19 protein-coding genes, 1 tRNA gene and 2 pseudogenes are annotated in these 17,189 nt (G+C 70.7%); 17 read left to right on the forward strand and 5 right to left on the reverse strand.

The window, feature by feature from the left end; genetic code table 11:
* Positions 1 to 120: 120 nt before the first annotated feature.
* On the reverse strand, positions 121 to 1,071 hold the full coding sequence (locus tag AB0C21_RS21330; RefSeq protein WP_500206296.1) for a phosphoribulokinase: 951 nt from the start codon (positions 1,069 to 1,071) through the stop codon (positions 121 to 123).
* Between the two features lie 180 nt (positions 1,072 to 1,251).
* Here AB0C21_RS21330 and AB0C21_RS21335 point away from each other — a divergent pair, with 180 nt between their 5' ends.
* Together AB0C21_RS21335 and AB0C21_RS21340 are read left to right on the forward strand one after the other, a co-directional pair.
* Complete coding sequence (locus tag AB0C21_RS21335; protein ID WP_149262242.1) at positions 1,252 to 1,908, forward strand: response regulator; 657 nt, start codon at positions 1,252 to 1,254, stop codon at positions 1,906 to 1,908.
* Positions 1,905 to 3,044 carry a GAF domain-containing sensor histidine kinase gene (locus AB0C21_RS21340; protein WP_500206298.1) on the forward strand — a complete coding sequence of 380 codons (1,140 nt, stop codon included), beginning with the start codon at positions 1,905 to 1,907 and terminating at the stop codon, positions 3,042 to 3,044. The genes AB0C21_RS21335 and AB0C21_RS21340 overlap by 4 nt, the downstream gene beginning before the upstream one ends.
* 9 nt (positions 3,045 to 3,053) lie before the next feature.
* Here the strand turns inward: AB0C21_RS21340 and AB0C21_RS21345 are convergent, their stop codons facing one another.
* Positions 3,054 to 4,232, reverse strand: a complete 1,179-nt coding sequence (locus tag AB0C21_RS21345) for a saccharopine dehydrogenase family protein (protein WP_500206300.1) — start codon at positions 4,230 to 4,232, stop codon at positions 3,054 to 3,056.
* Between the two features lie 125 nt (positions 4,233 to 4,357).
* On the opposite strand from AB0C21_RS21345, the gene AB0C21_RS21350 reads away from it, so the two are divergent.
* On the forward strand, positions 4,358 to 4,534 hold the full coding sequence (locus tag AB0C21_RS21350; RefSeq protein WP_160161069.1) for a hypothetical protein: 177 nt from the start codon (positions 4,358 to 4,360) through the stop codon (positions 4,532 to 4,534).
* Here AB0C21_RS21350 and AB0C21_RS21355 read toward each other — a convergent pair.
* Positions 4,491 to 5,414 (reverse strand): LysR substrate-binding domain-containing protein, encoded by a 924-nt coding sequence (locus tag AB0C21_RS21355; RefSeq protein ID WP_500206302.1) that lies wholly within the window; start codon positions 5,412 to 5,414, stop codon positions 4,491 to 4,493. The genes AB0C21_RS21350 and AB0C21_RS21355 overlap by 44 nt on opposite strands.
* Before the next feature lie 209 nt (positions 5,415 to 5,623).
* Here AB0C21_RS21355 and AB0C21_RS21360 point away from each other — a divergent pair, with 209 nt between their 5' ends.
* From AB0C21_RS21360 to AB0C21_RS21410, 11 genes are all read left to right on the forward strand, one after another.
* Positions 5,624 to 7,057: a form I ribulose bisphosphate carboxylase large subunit gene (locus AB0C21_RS21360; RefSeq protein ID WP_500206303.1), complete on the forward strand. Its 1,434-nt coding sequence runs from the start codon at positions 5,624 to 5,626 to the stop codon at positions 7,055 to 7,057.
* A 1-nt stretch (position 7,058) separates the two neighbouring features.
* Positions 7,059 to 7,487, forward strand: coding sequence for a ribulose bisphosphate carboxylase small subunit (locus AB0C21_RS21365; protein ID WP_500206305.1), 429 nt, complete (start codon positions 7,059 to 7,061; stop codon positions 7,485 to 7,487).
* On the forward strand, positions 7,484 to 8,458 hold the full coding sequence (gene cbbX, locus AB0C21_RS21370; RefSeq protein ID WP_500206307.1) for a CbbX protein: 975 nt from the start codon (positions 7,484 to 7,486) through the stop codon (positions 8,456 to 8,458). The genes AB0C21_RS21365 and cbbX overlap by 4 nt, the downstream gene beginning before the upstream one ends.
* 121 nt (positions 8,459 to 8,579) lie before the next feature.
* Positions 8,580 to 9,488 carry a PAC2 family protein gene (locus tag AB0C21_RS21375; RefSeq protein ID WP_500206309.1) on the forward strand — a complete coding sequence of 303 codons (909 nt, stop codon included), beginning with the start codon at positions 8,580 to 8,582 and terminating at the stop codon, positions 9,486 to 9,488.
* Between the two features lie 70 nt (positions 9,489 to 9,558).
* Positions 9,559 to 9,978, forward strand: a complete 420-nt coding sequence (locus tag AB0C21_RS21380) for a CBS domain-containing protein (RefSeq protein ID WP_500206310.1) — start codon at positions 9,559 to 9,561, stop codon at positions 9,976 to 9,978.
* On the forward strand, positions 9,975 to 10,613 hold the full coding sequence (locus AB0C21_RS21385) for a dienelactone hydrolase family protein (protein WP_500206312.1): 639 nt from the start codon (positions 9,975 to 9,977) through the stop codon (positions 10,611 to 10,613). Before AB0C21_RS21380 ends, AB0C21_RS21385 begins: the two co-directional genes overlap by 4 nt.
* On the forward strand, positions 10,613 to 11,722 hold the full coding sequence (locus AB0C21_RS21390; RefSeq protein ID WP_500206313.1) for a geranylgeranyl reductase family protein: 1,110 nt from the start codon (positions 10,613 to 10,615) through the stop codon (positions 11,720 to 11,722). The genes AB0C21_RS21385 and AB0C21_RS21390 overlap by 1 nt, the downstream gene beginning before the upstream one ends.
* A gap of 70 nt (positions 11,723 to 11,792) precedes the next feature.
* Positions 11,793 to 12,185 (forward strand): nuclear transport factor 2 family protein, encoded by a 393-nt coding sequence (locus tag AB0C21_RS21395; RefSeq protein ID WP_500206314.1) that lies wholly within the window; start codon positions 11,793 to 11,795, stop codon positions 12,183 to 12,185.
* A gap of 64 nt (positions 12,186 to 12,249) precedes the next feature.
* Positions 12,250 to 12,321, forward strand: a tRNA-Val gene (locus AB0C21_RS21400).
* 131 nt (positions 12,322 to 12,452) lie between these two features.
* The gene (locus AB0C21_RS21405; RefSeq protein WP_500206316.1) at positions 12,453 to 12,806 is read left to right on the forward strand and encodes a hypothetical protein; all 354 of its coding nucleotides are present in this window, start codon (positions 12,453 to 12,455) and stop codon (positions 12,804 to 12,806) included.
* Positions 12,807 to 13,087: 281 nt separating this feature from the next.
* Positions 13,088 to 13,714: an SMI1/KNR4 family protein gene (locus AB0C21_RS21410; protein ID WP_500206318.1), complete on the forward strand. Its 627-nt coding sequence runs from the start codon at positions 13,088 to 13,090 to the stop codon at positions 13,712 to 13,714.
* Positions 13,715 to 14,605: 891 nt separating this feature from the next.
* Here the strand turns inward: AB0C21_RS21410 and AB0C21_RS21415 are convergent.
* Positions 14,606 to 14,998: pseudogene (locus AB0C21_RS21415) on the reverse strand (epoxide hydrolase N-terminal domain-containing protein); the annotation flags it as partial.
* 62 nt (positions 14,999 to 15,060) lie between these two features.
* On the opposite strand from AB0C21_RS21415, the pseudogene AB0C21_RS21420 reads away from it, so the two are divergent.
* Positions 15,061 to 15,186, forward strand: a pseudogene (locus AB0C21_RS21420) (DNA-binding transcriptional regulator); the annotation flags it as partial.
* 161 nt (positions 15,187 to 15,347) lie between these two features.
* Positions 15,348 to 15,695, forward strand: coding sequence for a hypothetical protein (locus AB0C21_RS21425; RefSeq protein WP_500206320.1), 348 nt, complete (start codon positions 15,348 to 15,350; stop codon positions 15,693 to 15,695).
* Positions 15,696 to 15,776: 81 nt separating this feature from the next.
* Here the strand turns inward: AB0C21_RS21425 and AB0C21_RS21430 are convergent, their stop codons facing one another.
* Positions 15,777 to 16,361, reverse strand: a complete 585-nt coding sequence (locus AB0C21_RS21430; protein WP_500206322.1) for a DUF1877 family protein — start codon at positions 16,359 to 16,361, stop codon at positions 15,777 to 15,779.
* A 190-nt stretch (positions 16,362 to 16,551) separates the two neighbouring features.
* On the opposite strand from AB0C21_RS21430, the gene AB0C21_RS21435 reads away from it, so the two are divergent.
* Positions 16,552 to 17,157, forward strand: a complete 606-nt coding sequence (locus AB0C21_RS21435) for a hypothetical protein (RefSeq protein ID WP_500206324.1) — start codon at positions 16,552 to 16,554, stop codon at positions 17,155 to 17,157.
* Positions 17,158 to 17,189 lie beyond the last annotated feature (32 nt).

Genomic DNA, 17,189 nt, shown 5'->3' on the forward strand with positions numbered 1-17,189 from the left:
GCACGCACGCGGAGTCTCAAGCGTGTTGCTTGTGGGGGGCGACCCCCCACACCCCCCGGTTCGCTTCACTCATGCGTGTTGCTTGTGGGGGGCGACCCCCCACACCCCCGTTCGCTCCGTTCACGCTGCTTGGCGGTGGTCCGCGTCGAGCAGGTGGTAGAGCAGCAGCAACTGGGTGATGGCGAGCGGGTCGCTGGTGCCGGTGTCGCCGATGCGGCCGAGTGCGTCCGGATCGGGCAGGGCGGCCCCGGCGCGGGGGCCGAGGCGCTCCCAGATCGCCTTCTTGACGACCTGCGACTCCTCGGGCGAGACGTACCCGTGGACGTGCAGCGCGTCCACCGGACGGCCGTCGGTGTCGCGGTGGAGGCGCAGGTGCATGGCGGTCTCGCCGTCGCCGGGGCCGCTCTCCAGGACGTCGGCCAGCTCCGGGTGGTCGATGGTGGGGCGCAGCAGCAGCTCGGCCGACAGCGGGGTGCCGGGCGGGTCGAGGCGGCCGGCGACGGGCGCGAACCGGACCACGATGTCGGCGTGCTTGCGCTGCGGGCGGATGTAGGCGGCGCTTTCGGGCTCGCGCCGGGCCAGCTCCGCCATCACCTGCTCAGGGCTGTAGCCGCGCTTCTCGCAGTCGCGCCGCACCTTCCAGGAGTGCCGCAGCGGCTCGGGCGGGTCCAGGTAGACGGTGATGTCGAAGCAGGCCCGCGCGAGCCGGGTGTGCAGCGGGAGCAGCCCCTCCACGATCACGAAGTCGCGGGGCTCGACCAGCTCCGGCCGGACGAGCTCGCCGGTCGCGTGGTCGTAGACCGGCTTCAGGATCGGCTCGCCCATCGACAGCAGCTGGAGGTGCTGCTCCATGATGTCGATGTGGTTGCAGTCGGGGTGCAGCGCCGTGAACGGCTTCCCGGCGCGCTCGGCGCGGTCGTAGCGGTGGTAGTCGTCCACGCAGACCGCCGTCATCCGGTCCGCCCCCAGGCACCGCACAAGCCCCCTGGTCAGAGTGGTCTTGCCCGCCGCGCTGTCCCCCGCGATGGCGAGCATGACGGGGCGGCGGCCCGACCCGCGCGCCCGGAGCATATGCACGATCCGATGGGGCACTGGCTCCTCCGTCCTGCGGAATTCAGTTTTCGCTGTGCAGCCTAAGCGCGTCGGCGCGGCGGAGCGTCCCCCAATCAGGTGAGACCGGGGGTGAAACCGCGCGGCGCCTTTCCCAACGGGGGCTACTGGTGAGTAGCTTCCGGTTGTTATCGTGCCGGAATGGGTGTCCCCGTACGCGTCGTCCTGGTCGACGACCACGAGATGATCCTCGCCGGGCTGACGGCGATGCTGGCCGGGTTCTCCGGCCGGGTGCGCGTCGTCGGGCAGGCGGGGACGGGGGACGAGGCGACCCGGCTGGTCACCACGCTGCGCCCGGACGTCGTCCTGCTGGACGTGCGGCTCGGCCCCGAGAGCGGGCTCGACCTGTGCCGCCTCATCACCGGCCGCGTCCCGGAGTCCCGGGTGGTGTTCCTGTCGGTCTACGACGACGAGCAGTACGTCTTCGAGGCGCTGCGCGCGGGAGCCGGCGGCTACCTGCTCAAGCGGGTGGACGGCCCGGAGCTGGTCCGGCGGCTGGAGGAGGTCGCGCAGGGCGAGACCGTCGTCGACCCGACGCTCGCCGGGCGGATGGCGGTGACCGCGGCCCGGCTCACCCGCGGCGAGTTCTGGCCCGGCGCCAACCGCGGCCTCACCCAGCGCGAGAGCGAGGTGCTGTCGCTGCTGGTGGGCGGCCTGTCCAACAAGGCGATCGCCGCCCGGCTCGTGCTCAGCGAGGAGACCGTCAAGAGCCACCTGCGCGCCCTGTACCGCAAGCTGGAGGTGGCCGACCGGTCGGCCGCGATCGCCGTCGCGCTCCGCGAGGGGCTGTTCCGGTGACCGGTGTCCGGCCCCTCGAACTCCTCGCCGAGCGGGGGAGCGACCTGCTCGTCCGCGTCGCGGGCGTGGCCTGCTCCGACCGCGAGCTGCCGTGGATGGCCGACAAGCTCGCCGAGCTGGTCGTCCGGTCCGCGCGGACGCTGACGTTCTGCGACGTGTACGTCCTGGACGACGAGGAGCGCGTCCTGGAATGGCGCGGCGAGCCCGTCCCGCTGGGGGAGGGCGAGGTCGGCTGGGTCGCGGCGCACGGCCGGGCCCGCACGCACCCGGACGGGCGGGGCGCCGCGATCCCCGTGCACGCCGACGGGATCGTGATCGCCGTCGTGGACGTCCGGTCCGCCGGCCCGTGCCCGCCCGACGACGTCGCGCTCGTCACCGCGCTCGCCGGGCTGTTCGGGCCGGTGCTGTCGTCGTGCCGCCGGCTGCGCACGGCCCGCGAGCGCGAGCACGCGGCCGAGCGGTTCGCCGAGCGGGCCGTCGAGGCGCAGGAGGCCGAGCGGTCGCGGCTGAGCCGGGAGATCCACGACGGCATCGCCCAGCGGCTCGCCAGCCTCGGCTTCCACCTGTCGGCGGCCGAGCGGGCGCTGCCCGAGCACCATCCCGAGGGGCTCGCGCAGATCATGATGGCGCGGCGGCTGTGCGAGCTGGCCGCGGCCGAGACCCGCGCGGCGATCGGGGGGCTGCGCCCGCCCGTCCTGGACGACCTCGGCCTGTCGGCGGCGCTCGCCACCCTCGCCCGGGAGGCCGGGGACGGCCCCGGCCCGCTCGACGTGACGGTGACCGTCGAGGGCGAGCTGGAGGACGAGCTGCCCGACCACGTGCAGACCGCGCTGTACCGGATCGCGCAGGAGGCGGTCGGCAACTGCCTGCGGCACGCTTCGGCGAACCGCGTGGACCTGCTGCTGGAGCACTCCAGCGACCGGGTCCGGCTGAAGGTCGCCGACGACGGGGCCGGCTTCTCGATGGGGGACGTCCTCGCGCGGGGCGGCCGGGGCCGCCGCCCCGACTCCTACGGGCTGCGCGGCATGCGGGAGCGCGCCGAGCTGCTCGGCGGCCGGGTCGCGGTGACGAGCCGCCCCGGCGTCGGCACGACCGTCGAGGCGATCATCCCCATCCCCGGCCGCCGCCGACCCTGAAGCCGGGGCTCAGCCCGCGTCGAGGACGCGGAAGGTGATCCCGGCCTTGACGAGCCGGTCGATCAGCGCGTCGCCCATCGCGGTGGCCGTCGTGACCTGGCCGGACGTCTCGGGCAGGTCGTCGTGGGCGAGGCACAGCGCCGACTCGGCGAGCATCTTCGCCGTCTCGGTGTAGCCGGGGTCACCGCCCGCGACCTCGGTCACGACGCGCCTGCCGCCGCCCTCCCCGACGAACTTCACGCTGAACCAGTTGCGGGCGCGCCGCTCCTCCGACGGGCCGTCGCCGGGCGTCCGGAGCCGCAGCAGGAGGCTGCGGGTCGGGGGCAGCGTCGCGAGGGCGAGCAGGGCGCCCGAGCCCGCCGCCATCCCCGCCGCCGTGGCGAACCGCTTGACCGCGACGTAGTGGCCGTAGGAGAAGTCGGGCCCGTACCGGTCGAGGGCGGCTGCGGACCGGACCACGATCTGCGGGTCGATGGTGGGCAGCGGGAGCGTCCAGCCGTCGCCTATGCGGGCCTTCGGCGCCGGGCGGCGGGAGATCCGGACGGTGCGCCCGGCGGGGCGGTCCTCCACCTGGCGGCGCTCGCGCTCGGCGCGGATCATGCCGGCGGTGTCGCCGAAGATGCCGACGGCCGAGTGCAGGGTGCCGCCGGAGGCGTCCCCGCGGACCCGCAGGAACCCCTCGACGTGCAGGGGGACGCCTTCCGGGAGCTGCTTGACCGTGTAGTACGCGCCGAGGTCGTGCGGGATGGAGTCGAACCCGCAGGCGTGCACGATCCGGGCCCCGCTGCGCACCGCGTCGTCGTGGTACTTCACGTACATCCGGTCGACGAACGTGGGCTCGCCGGTGAGGTCGACGTAGTCCGTGCCGGCGCGCGCGCACGCCGCCACCAGGGGCTCGCCGTACTTGACGTAGGGGCCGACCGTCGTGATGACGACCCGTGCCGATTCGGCGATCTCCTCGATGGACGCCGCGTCGGTGGTGTCGGCGTGCAGCAGCGGCAGGTCGGCGCACGCCGGGTCCAGCTCCGCCAGCCGGTCGCGCACGGCCGCGAGCTTCGCCTGGTTGCGTCCGGCCAGCGCCCACCGCGTGCCCGGATCGGCGTTCCGGGCGAGGTACTCGGCGGTGAGGGCGCCGGTGAAGCCGGTGGCGCCGAACAGGACGATGTCGTACGGGCGGTCGGCGGTCATGGAGGCCCCCTTTCACGAGTCCGAACACGATTCTGTCGTGTTCGGGCGCGTTCATGCGCGCGGGCCCGCCGATGTGAGGGACCGCACTCCTCTAGGGTGGCTCCGATGATGCGATTGGTGTGGCTATGACCTGGCTTGCCGTGGCGATGGACGTGGTCGCCGCGGGCTTCCTAGTGGCGCTCGCGGTGCTTGTGAGGCGCCGGAACGAGGCCCCGTCCGGCGAGGGCGGGCGGTCCGTCGCGATGATCCTGATCGCCGTCAGCCTGGGCCTGCTGTCGGTCTCCCTCTGGAGCCTGCCGTAGCCGCGGCGCTCGGCGTGGCGGGGCGCCAGCCGGGGGCCTCCAGCAGGTGCCGGACGAACAGCAGCGTCGTCGCGGTCGGCGCGGCGCCCGCGACCGCGTGCCACGGCCGGTCCAGCGGCATGCCCGGGGCGTCGACCACGACGAGCCGCCCGGCGTCCAGCTCCGCGCCGACGGCGTCCCGCGAGACCAGCGCCACCCCGAGCCCCGCCGCCGCGCCCGCGATCACCGCGCCGTTCGAGCCGAGCACGAGCCGCGGCGGCGCCGCCTCCCGCTCGGCCAGGTAGGCGTCCGCGCTCGCCCGCGTCCCCGACCCGGGCTCGCGCATCACCCACGGCGTGCGGGCGAGGGCGAAGCCGGCCGCGAGGTCCGGCGCGCCCACCACGACCAGCTCGTTCGGCCGCCTCGCCAGCACGGTAGCCGCGACGTCCGCGGGCGGGCGGCCCGCCAGCACGAGGTCGGCCTCGTGCGCGGCGAGGCTGCTCCACACCTGGCGGCGCGGCCCCACCTCGAGCGCCAGCTCCACGTCCGGCCAGCGCGACCGGAACGAGGCCAGCAGCTCGGGGAGGATCTGGTCGGCGGCCGTCGTCACCGCCGCCAGCCGCAGCGGCCCGCGCTTCGGGTCGGCCGCCCCGCGCGCCGCCGCCCGCCCCTCCTCCAGCAGCCCGAGCACCTGCCGCGCGTACCCGGCGTAGACCGTGCCCGCGCCGGTCAGCCGGACGCCGCGCCCCTCCCGCCGGACGAGCGGGACGCCCAGCTCGCGGGTCAGCGCCGCGACCGCCGCCGACACCGCCGACTCGGTCACGTACAGCCGCCGCGCCGCCGACCGCACGGACCCGGTGTCGGCGAGCGCGACGAGCGCCCGCAGCCGCGCCTCCGTCACGTCCGGCCTCCTCGTTCAAGCGAATGCTCAACGGTCACCGTAGAACACTTGATGGACATCGCAAGTATCGGGAGGCGAAGCTCGGACGCGTCACGGTTCCACGTGGCCGGGACGCGGCGCTCCACCCCATCCCCTGGGACATGCCGTCCTCCACCGGGGCGGCGCGCCGCGTCCCGCCCATCCAACGCTTCGGCTGAAGGAGAGCGGCGATGAGCGCGGGCAGATGGTCGGCGGGCGTGATCCCCTACGCGGAGATGGGCTACTGGCGCCCGGACTACGAGCCGAAGGACAGCGACATCCTCGCCGCCTTCCGCATCACCCCCCAGCAGGGCGTGCCGCCGGAGGAGGCCGGCGCGGCCGTCGCGGGCGAGTCGTCCACCGCGACCTGGACGGTCGTGTGGACCGACCGGCTCACCTCCTACGAGAACTACCAGGGCAAGTGCTACAAGGTTGAGCCCGTCCCCGGGCAGGACAACCAGTTCATCGCCTACATCGCCTACGACCTCGACCTGTTCGAGGAGGGGTCGATCGCGAACCTGACGTCGTCCATCATCGGGAACGTCTTCGGGTTCAAGGCGCTGAAGGCGCTGCGCCTGGAGGACATGCGGATCCCGCCCCACTACGTGAAGACGTTCCAGGGCCCGGCGCACGGCATCGTCATGGAGCGCGAGTACCTCGGCAAGTTCGGCCGCCCGCTGCTGGGCGCGACCGTCAAGCCCAAGCTCGGCCTGTCGGCCCGCAACTACGGGCGCGTCGTCTACGAGGCCCTCCGCGGCGGCCTGGACTTCACCAAGGACGACGAGAACATCAACTCCCAGCCCTTCATGCGCTGGCGCGACCGCTTCCTGTACTGCATGGAGGGCGTCAACCGGGCGCAGGCCGCGACGGGCGAGGTCAAGGGCCACTACCTCAACGTCACCGCCGCGACGATGGAGGACATGTACGAGCGCGCCGAGTTCGCCAAGGAGCTCGGCAGCGTCATCGTGATGATCGACCTCACCATCGGCTACACGGCCATCCAGTCGATGGCCAAGTGGGCGCGCAGGAACGGCGTCATCCTGCACCTGCACCGCGCGGGCCACTCCACGTACACGCGGCAGAAGACCCACGGCGTGAACTTCCGCGTCATCGCCAAGTGGATGCGCCTCGCGGGCGTCGACCACATCCACGCCGGGACGGTCGTCGGCAAGCTCGAAGGCGACCCGAACAGCGTCCGCGGCTACTACGACACCCTCCGCCTGGACAAGGTGGAGGCCGACCCGGTGAAGGGCCTGTACTTCGACCAGGAGTGGGCGTCGATGCCGGGGACGATGCCCGTCGCGTCCGGCGGCATCCACGCCGGGCAGATGCACCAGCTCCTGCACTACCTCGGCGAGGACTCCATCCTCCAGTTCGGCGGCGGGACGATCGGCCACCCGATGGGCATCGCCGCCGGGGCCGCCGCCAACCGCGTCGCACTGGAAGCGATGATCAAGGCGCGGAACGAGGGCCGCGACTACCTCGCCGAGGGGCCCGACATCCTGCGGGCCGCCGCCAAGCACAGCCGTGAACTCGACATCGCCCTGTCCACCTGGGGCGACATCACCTTCACCTACGAGTCCACCGACACCCCCGACGCCGTCGAGACCCCCGTGAGCGTGTGACATGCGGATCACCCAAGGCACCTTCTCCTACCTGCCCGACCTCACCGACGAGGACATCGCCAAGCAGATCGCCTACGCCCTGGACCAGGGCTGGCCCTGCTCGGTCGAGTTCACCGACGACCCCCACCCGCGCAACTCCTACTGGGAGATGTGGGGCCTGCCGATGTTCGACCTCACCGACCCGGCCGGCGTCCTGTACGAGGTCAACGAGTGCCGCAAGGCCTACCCCGGCCACTACGTCCGGCTGAACGCCTACGACGCCCGCTACGGGCGGCAGACGACGGCGCTGTCGTTCATCGTCCAGCGCCCGGCCGAGGAGCCCGGCTTCCGGCTCGACCGCGCGGAGACCTCCGACCGGCGCGTCCGCTACACGATGCACCCCTACGCCCTCGACCGTCCCGAGGGCGACCGGTACGGAGCGGGACGTTGAGCGAAAGCCCCGGCGCCGGGACGCGGCAGGGCTTCGGCATGCGGCGGAACGGCTCCCCGGTGGACCTCCAGGAGGCCCCCACCGCGGAGCCGCTCCCCGCGGACGCCCGCGTCGACCTCGCCAAGGAGCGCGCCGACTCCCAGGTCGACTCCGTCCTCGATGCCTTGGACGCCGAGCTCGTCGGCCTCGCCCCGGTCAAGACCCGCATCCGGGAGATCGCCGCGCTGCTGCTCGTCGACCGCGTCCGGGCCCGGTTCGGCATCGACTCGGGACGCCCCAACCTGCACATGTGCTTCACCGGCAGCCCCGGGACGGGCAAGACGTCCGTGGCCGTCCGGCTCGCCGAGCTCCTGCACCGCCTCGGCTACATCCGCCGCGGCCACCTCGTCTCCGTCACCCGCGACGACCTCGTGGGCCAGTACGTCGGCCACACCGCGCCCAAGACGAAGGAGGTCCTGAAGCGCGCCATGGGCGGCGTCCTGTTCATCGACGAGGCGTACTACCTGTACCGGGCCGAGAACGAGCGGGACTACGGGCAGGAGGCCATCGAGATCCTCCTCCAGGTCATGGAGAACCAGCGCGACGACCTGGTGGTCGTCCTCGCCGGCTACAAGGACCGCATGGACTCCTTCTTCGCGTCCAACCCCGGCATGAGCTCCCGCATCGCCCACCACATCGACTTCCCCGACTACGAGCCCGCCGAGCTGGAGGCCATCGGCCGCCTCATGATGGACCGCGAGGGCTACACCCTCGCCCCCGAGACCGAGCCGGTCTTCCGCGAGTACCTGGACCGCCGCCGGGCCCGGCCCCGCTTCGCCAACGCCCGGTCCGTCCGCAACGCGATAGAACGCGCCCGCCTGCGGCACGCCAACCGCCTCCTGGCCCATCCCGGCGAAGTGGACCGCGAGGCCCTGACCACTCTCCACCCCGAGGACTTCCTGACCAGCCGAGTCTTCAAGGAAGCCACCTGAGCCGACCGCCGGCCCGCCTTCCCCTCCGCGGCGGGACGGGTGCCGGACGCCCTGACGCCCCGGCACCTGTCCCACCCCAATGGATACTCTTGGGCTGAGGCCAGTAGAGGTGGGGGAGAAGTTGCTTAACCCTGAGGATCTGTACGAGCTCGACTCCGACGTGCCGGAGATGACGGGTCCGGTGCTTCTGCACAGCCTGGACGGCTTCGTGGACGCGGGGTCCACCGGGCAGCTCGTGCGGGAGCACCTCCTGGAGGCACTGGAGCACCGGGTCATCGCCCGCTTCGACGTCGACTCCCTGATCGACTACCGGGCGCGCCGGCCGCCGATGACCTTCGACCGCGACCACTGGGCCACCTACGAGGCGCCCGAGCTGGTCGTCCGGCTGCTGCACGACGAGGTGGGCAGCCCGTTCCTGCTGCTGTCCGGCCCGGAGCCCGACCGGCTGTGGGAGGGCTTCACCGCGTCCGTCCTGCACCTGGTGAAGCGGCTCGGCGTCGAGCTGGTCGTCGGTTTCCACGGCATCCCGATGGGCGTCCCGCACACCCGTCCCGTCGGTACCACCTCGCACGCCACCCGGCCGGAGCTGATCACCCGCAACTCCTGGTTCGACAAGGTGCAGGTGCCCGGCAGCGTCGCGGGCCTGCTGGAGCTGCGGCTAGGCGAGGCCGGCCACGACGCCGTCGGGTTCGCCGTCCACGTCCCGCACTACCTGGCGCAGTCCGCCTACCCGGCCGCGGCGGTCGCCGCCATGGAGGCCGTCATCGCCGCGACGGGGCTGGTGCTGCCGGTCGACCGGCTCCGCGAGGCCGCCGCCGCGACCGACGCCGAGATCGCCGAGCAGGTGGACGGCAACGACGAGGTCGAGAAGGTCGTCCGGGCGCTGGAGCAGCAGTACGACGCCTTCGCGGGCGCCGCCGAGCGCGACAACCTCCTCGCCGAGTCGCAGGACATGCCGACCGCCGAGGAGCTCGGCGCCCAGTTCGAGCGCTTCCTCGCCGAGCGGGAAGGCCCCGACACGCCCGCCTAGCCGGCACGGACATATCCCGCCCGCCGCTGGGTACGCGAGCCTCCGAGGGAGCCGGGGGAGGAGGTCTCGCATGTCCCAGAGAGTGAACGAAGTGATGACGCCCGTGCCCGTGGCGGTGTCCCCGGACACGAACCTGGTCGAGGTCGGGGACCTCATGCGCCGGCACGGCATCGGCGACGTCCTGGTGGTCCACGATGGGCGGCTGCTGGGCCTGGTCACCGACCGCGACATCGTCGTCCGAGCCGTGGCGGAGTACCGCGACATGGCCCGCACGGCCGTCTCCGACATCTGCAGCACCAACATGATCACCGTCGAGCCCGCCGCGGACGCCGATGAGGCCGTGCGGCTGATGCGGGCGCACGCCGTCCGCCGGCTCCCGGTCGTGGACGGCGACCGCCCGATCGGCATGGTGTCCATCGGCGACCTGGCCGTCCAGCGCGACGAGCGCTCGGCCCTCGCCGACATCAGCGCGGAGCCGCCGAACATATGATCACGCTGACGCTGCCGGACGCCGAGCTGCCGGGCGATCTGGTGATACCGGACGGCTCACGGGGCGTCGTCCTGTTCGCGCACGGCAGCGGCAGCTCCCGGCACAGCCCCCGCAACCGCGCGGTCGCCGAAGGCCTCAACGCGGCCGGGATCGGGACGCTCCTCATCGACCTGCTCACCGAGCCCGAGGAGGAGGCCGACCGGGTGACCGCGGCCCTCCGCTTCGACATCGACCTGCTCACCCGGCGGCTCGTCGGCGCGGTCGACGGCCTCGCCGAGGGCCTCGAAGCCGCCCCGCACACGGCGGGCCTCCCCATCGGCCTGTTCGGCGCGAGCACCGGCGCGGCCGCCGCCCTCGGCGCCGCCGCGGCCCGTCCCGAGAAGATCGCCGCGGTGGTCTCCCGCGGCGGGCGCCCCGACCTGGCGGGGCCGTCCCTACCGCAGGTCCAGGCCCCTGTACTGCTGCTCGTCGGCGGGCGCGACACCGAGGTGCTGGAGCTGAACGAGCAGGCGCACCGCAGCCTCCCCGTCTCCGAGGTCCATGTGATCTCCGGCGCGACCCATCTGTTCGAGGAGCCCGGAGCGCTCGAAGAGGTCACCGCGCAGGCCGCCGACTGGTTCAATCGGTACCTGTGATGCACGACGTCATCGTGGTGGGCGCGGGCCCCGCGGGCTCGTCCGCCGCGACCCACCTCGCCCGCTCCGGCCTCGACGTCCTAGTGCTGGAGAAGACCTCGTTCCCGCGCGAGAAGGTGTGCGGCGACGGGCTGACGCCGAGGGCCGTCCAAGAGCTGAAGTCCCTAGGCATCGATCTCACCGGCCCCGGCTGGTTCCCGACCAAAGGCGTCCGGTTACTCGGCGGGGACCGCCGCCTAGAACTGCCCTGGCCGGACGGCGGCCTGGGCCTCACCCGCACCCGGGCCGACCTGGACGAGATCCTGGCCCGCAACGCCGTCCGCGCCGGCGCGACCCTCCGAGAGAACACCAAGGTGACGGCACCGCTGACGGCGAACGGCCGTGTGCAAGGCGTCCGCACCTCCACCGGAACCCACAAGGCACGCCTGGTCGTCGCCGCCGACGGAGCCTCGTCCCGCCTCTCGGTAGCGCTCGGCCTGCGTCCACGCCGCGACCGCCCCATCGGCATCGCGGGCCGCCGCTACTTCCGCAGCCCCCGCCACGACGACGAGTACCTCGAAATCCAACTCGACCTGGCGCCCGCCGGATACGGCTGGATCTTCGGCATGGGCGACGGCACCTGCAACGTCGGCGTCGCGTTCCTGCGCACCGACCACCCCGACTACCACCGTCTCTGCTCCCGCTGGCTAGCCTCCCTGCCCCCGTCCTGGGGCTTCACGGAAGACAACGCGGTCGGCCCCCTACACGGCGCGGCCCTCCCCATGGGCTTCAGCCGCCGCCCCCACTACCTGCCGGGCGTCCTCCTCGCGGGCGACTCCGGCGGCATGGTCAACCCGTCCAGCGGCGAGGGAATCTCCTACGCTCTGGAAGCAGGCCGCCTGGCCGCCGAAGTGATCACATCGGCCTTCCGCTCCCCGTTCCCCGAACACGTCCTGCGGAAGTACCCGACCGCCGTCAACCGCGCGAACAGCGCCCCCTTCGCCCTAGGCCGAGCCTTCACCCGCGCCCTGGAAAACCCCCACATCATGCGCCTGGCAACCCACCAAGGCCTCGCTCACCCACCCCTGATGCGCACGGCCCTACGCCTCCTAGGCGGCCTACCCACCTGACCCTGACCGCGCAACCAAGGCACTCTGGGACGCTGGGCTGGACAGACTCGTCGACACGGGAGGACACCACATGAGCGAGGCATACGACATCGTCAAGGCCCACTACGAGGCGTCGGCCCGCGGCGACCTGGCCGGCATGGTCGAGAAGTTCGCCGAGAGCGTGGCATGGACCGAGATGGCCGGTTTCCCCTACGCGGGCACCTACGTAGGCACGGACGCCATCAAGGCCGGCGTGTTCGGCCGCCTCGCCAAGGAGTGGAAGGGCTTCCGCGCCGACCCCGACGAACTGATCGACGGCGGCAACGGCACCGTCGTAGCGATCGGCCACTACTCGGGCACCTACCGCGAGACCGGCAAGGGCATGCGCGTCCGCTTCGTCCACGTCTGGCGGGTCCAGGCGGGAAAGATCACCGACTTCGAGCAGTTCACCGACACCCACCTGGTCCGCGAGGCCATGGCCTGACCCGCCCCGCCCCCCGCCGCTTCGCGATCGCCCCCAAGAACCAGGTACGCTTTCCCGGCAACGCGGGCGCGTAGCTCAGGGGTAGAGCACTCGCCTTACAAGCGAGGAGTCGGCGGTTCGAAACCGTCCGCGCCCACCCAGGTAGAGGCCATGATCCGCCCTCGCGGATCATGGCCTTCGATCTTGTGAGTGACCAACTGAGTGACCAGCCCGGAGAACAGGAACGTTCTTCGGGCCCGGGCAGCCGGGCTGAGTAGCCTGCTGCCCGTGACCAACGACGATGAGCGCGACCGTCTGGCGCAGGACTTGCTCCGCCTGGATCTCCCCGAACTGGTCGACGTTCTCCGCCGTGTACTGCCAGCGCACGGCGAAGAAGGCAGCATCATGTCCTCGGTGCTCGTCCTCGCTGAAGTCTCCCGCCCGTCAGATGAAGATCCATCGTCGGCGCAGCCGTTGATCGAGGCCCTCGCCTGGCCGGACCGTGACTACTACGACGGCGGCTTCGGCCCCGAGCCGGCGCTGTATGAACAGGGCCACTGCCCCGACTGCGGGCTGGCTGTTACCTCGACGGCCAAGCGCGCCTTCTGCCCTCTCTGCGGAACGCTCTGCCACCTCACCTAGGACTCGGGGGGAGGTGTCCATGGAGGTCGCGCCCTTCTCCATCACCGCCCGGACCTGCAACCGGTAGACGGTCTCGGGCACCAACGTGTGACCGACCAGCGGCGAGATGTCCTCGATGGGGATCCCCTGATCGGACAGCATCGACACGAACGGTCTGCCGTTGGCTGCTGTGGTGCCGGCGAACGCACCAGGGGGCGCGAAAGGCCGCCCCAGTCCGGTCTCCGACGGTCACGAGGACGCGCCGCTGTCTGTTGTCGGCGGTGTTTGGCAGGATTCGCGGCGTGATCAGGACACCACCTCTCCCGGAATCGTTGTACCGGATCGATGTATGGCTCGCCGAGCACGCTTGGGCCAGTTATCAGACCCTCAACCCTCCTGCCGCTCCCGAGCAGATCGGCGACACCTTCACCCGGATGGGCGTGCCCGTACCGGTCGACCTGGCGACTCTGCTGCTGTGGCATAACGGGACGACCGACCCGGAGATCGGGCAGGTCGACCGGATGGGCATCGCCCACTTCCTGCCCATGTGGACCAGGCCGCTGTCCCTGGAAGAGATTGAAGACGACTACGACGGTCACATGCGGATCCTCGGAAACCCCGATGAAGACGAGGACGAAGACGACCTGGATCCGTGGTGGCATCCGTCGTGGGTGTGCTTCGCCTCCAGCACAGACTCAGGAATCCACTGGACCATCGACCAACGGGCTGGAGGACGGGCCGGAGCGATCCGGGAATGGGACCGCGTGGAGTCGTCCGAGGGCTTCTCCTCACTTTCGGAGATGATGGCCGCCATCGCCACCAGCCTGGAGACCGGGCAGAGCCTCTACCAGCACCGCCGCCACCTACCCCAGCTTGTTGAAGACGGTGTACTCGGCTGGACCGCTGGCTCCGCTCAGCCGTTCGACTGATCGGCAGCCACGCGTTGCCCACCGCCGCCCGGCTAGCTCGCACAGGACCGTCGTCGTCGTGGCCAAGGACATCGGCTCTGACGTACGGCACTATTGCACTGAGCGAGAACCCCGACGGCCAGACCGGAACTGCCACGTCACTGCCCGATCATGTGCGCTGCTCAATGCGAGGTATGCGCACTCGCTGAACAGGAGATTCCTTCCGTGGACTGGGTGGCCCCCCTGAGTACCCTGCTCGGTGCTGTTATAGGTGTCGGATCTACCCTCCTGGCCGACCGGTCCCGTTTTAGGCGGGAGCGAGTTCGGGAGTTGGATAATGTGAGGCGTCAGACTTACGCCGAGTATCTTCAGGCCTTGGTTCGCACGGATTCCGAAATCCAATCGTTGGCGACTGGGCAGGGCACTCCTGCGCCGACTGCGGAGCTCCGGGAGATCTGGCGGCGCAACGCTACGTTGGCGCTGAGGTATGAAGTCACCATGATTGCCTCGCCGGGTGTGGCTGAAGCGGCGGACACGGTCTACAGAGCGCTTCGGCAGATCAGGAATTTGGTCGCGACGACCGAAGTGCGTGTCAGTTACCCGACGTCTCCGGAGGGTGAGCCGCCTTCGCTGGAATGGGACGAGGTCCACCGTCCATATATCGAGGCTCTGGAGCGTCTCCGCTTGGCAATGCGCAACGACATTCAACATGCGACGTAGTCGACCCCTCATGCCGCAGGTTTGGAAGCTGCCACGCCCACCGGTAATAAAGCCCCGTTTCCGAGATCGGAAACGGGGGCGCAACTAACCGGCCTGCAATTGGCTGGCGCTAAGACGGGTCAGCGGAGTTGGTGGAAGAAGTTGCGGATGTCGGTTAGTAGTTGGGTGCGGGCTTCCATTGCGGCGAAGTGCCACGACGTGGAAGGCGTCGGACGGGTCGCCGCCGTGGGCGCGAGGGGCGGTGGGCGGGCCGATGATCTTCATGAACTCGGCGATCGAGCCGGGCCAGCCGTGGGCGAGGATCAGCGGGAGCGCGTCCGGTTCGGGGGACCGGACATGCAGGAAGTGGATTTTCTGGCCGTCGATCTCGGTGGTGAACTGCGGGTACTCGTTGAGCGCCGCCTCGTGCCGCCGCCAGTTGTAGCCGGTCCGCCAGTACTCGGCCAGCTCCTTGGCGTAGGAGGACGGGACGCCGTACGACCAGCCGGTGCCGGGCAGGTCGTCGGGCCAGCGGGTGCGGGCCAGGCGGTCGTGGAGGTCGTCCAGGTCGGCTTGGGGGATGCGGAACGGGTTGATCTTCGTCATGGCGAAGACGCTGGGAGCCGCCTGGGTCGGGTTCTGTCCTAGTTTGAAGCAGGATTGACAGCATGGCGGAGACCTCGCCGCGACTTCTCAGGCTGCTGTCCCTTCTGCAGACATGACGGGATGTGGAGCGGCTGCGGGAACTGGGCTATCCGGTGGACGCCACGGCCGGCGCGCTGGGTGCGGAACGATAACCGACGGGAAGTTTGGGTGGGGGAGCGGTTTGCCTGCCACCTGGGAGGCGGCCCTGGGCCATTGGTCGATGGGCGCGGGCGTTCCGGCACCGGGCGTGGTGTCAGAGGGTGCCTCTAGTGTGCGGGGAGTTCTTGCGTCTGATCCACAGGAGTCGTCGGTGTCCGATGAGCATGCGGTGTTCGTGAACTTCGTCCTCACAGGCGACGGCTTTGGGGAAGAGGCGGAACGGGACGCGGTCTACGAGCTGGAGGATCGGCTCGAAGCGGCACTGGCAGCGGCGGGGAGCGGTGAACTGGACGGGCACGAGTTCGGTGCCGGCAACGCACAGATATACCTCTACGGTCCGGACGCCGATGCCCTGTTCAGGAGTGTTGAGCCGCTGCTTCGAACGGCCGGCCTCCCGCCGACCGACGCCGTACTCCGCTTCGGATCGGTTGAGGATGAAGGCTGCCGCGTCGAGGTCGTCCGATTCGGGGAGGAAGATGGCTCCAACGGGGGTCTTTGACTCCGGGCTGTCCAGTGGAGGCGCTCTGCCGCTGGGTGGGGGTGCATCGCGTTCTTCAACGCGGACGCGCTGTCAGTTCGCCTAAGCGATCTCTTTGATGACGGCGTTGCCGGCGGTGGCGGCGCGGGCGTAGAAGTCGCGGACGGTGTCGAAGGCCTTTGCTAGGACGCCTTTTTCCACCATGTCGGCGTCCTCGCCGTTTGGGAGGCGACCCCAGCCTTCGAAGGAGTAGGGCTGGAGTTCCTTTAGGTGCGCGTGGCGTTCACGGATCAGGGTGTCGTGGTCTAGGTCGCGTAGGAAGGCGTCCACCGCTCGTACCCGGTCGGGACGTAGGAGGCGCGGGACGTGTAGGAGGGAGCCTTTCCCGGTTTCGTTCATGACTAGGCCGCCCATCACCACGTCGCGGGCGGGCGGGTCTCCTGAGGCTTGCTCGTAGTCCTCGTTCGGGTGGCCGGTCAGCAGGACGTGCAGGGCGTCCCAGGCCCTGTGGGTATCGATCTCCTCGAGTTTGCACAGGGCGCCGGACGGGTCGTAGCCGAGGTCGGAGGGCAGGTCTTCCCAGACGTTCCGCAGCCGCTCGAGGCCCGCGTGCAAGCCGTGCGGGTGATCGAGCAAGGCCGCGACCTCGGCACCGTCGTATCTGGTCAGCCACATCCAGTAGCCCATGGCCCTCCGGCTCCTGCTCGTCCTGTTCGCCGTTCGGGCTGGACGGTCCCCCGCGCCGGCACAACAGCCGACCAAATCTTGCAGGAGGACGAGTATCTCGCCCTTTGTGCGTGGGTGAATGCTGTGGTTGTGTCACGCTTCCGGCGTGAGTGGTGACGGTTCGTGTGGTTGGGCTCGGCGACGGATCCTGGTGCTCGGCGTCGCGTTTGCCGCCATGGTGGGCGGGGGTGGGGTGGCGGCTGCCCGGTGGCTCGGGCTGTTGAACTCGGATGGACGGTTCGACGCCCTGGACGCCTGTGCCCTCATGCCCGATGCGGCGGTTCTCGCGCCTCTGGTTTCGGCGGGTGCGCGGGAGCCTGGTGACTCCCGGCCACGCACGCTCCTGGGGTTCGGTGATGGCGACGTCCGATCGGAGTGCAAGTGGAGCAGCGTCCCGCCGGGAGTGGACCGGCCTTTTCGGACTGTGCGGGTCTTCGTCGAGACCAAGTACGGGAGCCGGGAGGGGAGCGGGCCGGAGCGGGCCGCGGAGTCGTTGAGGATCTGGCGCGAGAACCGTATGCGCAGGCAATCTGCTTTGACGTCCGTGGATGTCGGTGAGCAGGGCTACGGCATTACCGACAGGGCGAGCTATGTCCTCATCCTGGCCAAGGTCGAGGTCTTCGACATTCACGTCAAGTTCCGCGTCTCCAACGCGGTGGTGGACGTTTCGGCGCGCACGCACGTCCAGCCGGGTGATGCGGAGAAGGCACAGGTTGAGGGCTTGGCGAGGAGGATCGCGGCCCGGCTGCCGAAGTGAGCCGCCCCAGGCCGTGACCCCACTCGGCGGAT

The organism is Spirillospora sp. NPDC049024, from assembly GCF_040649235.1.
Taxonomy (GTDB): domain Bacteria; phylum Actinomycetota; class Actinomycetes; order Streptosporangiales; family Streptosporangiaceae; genus Spirillospora.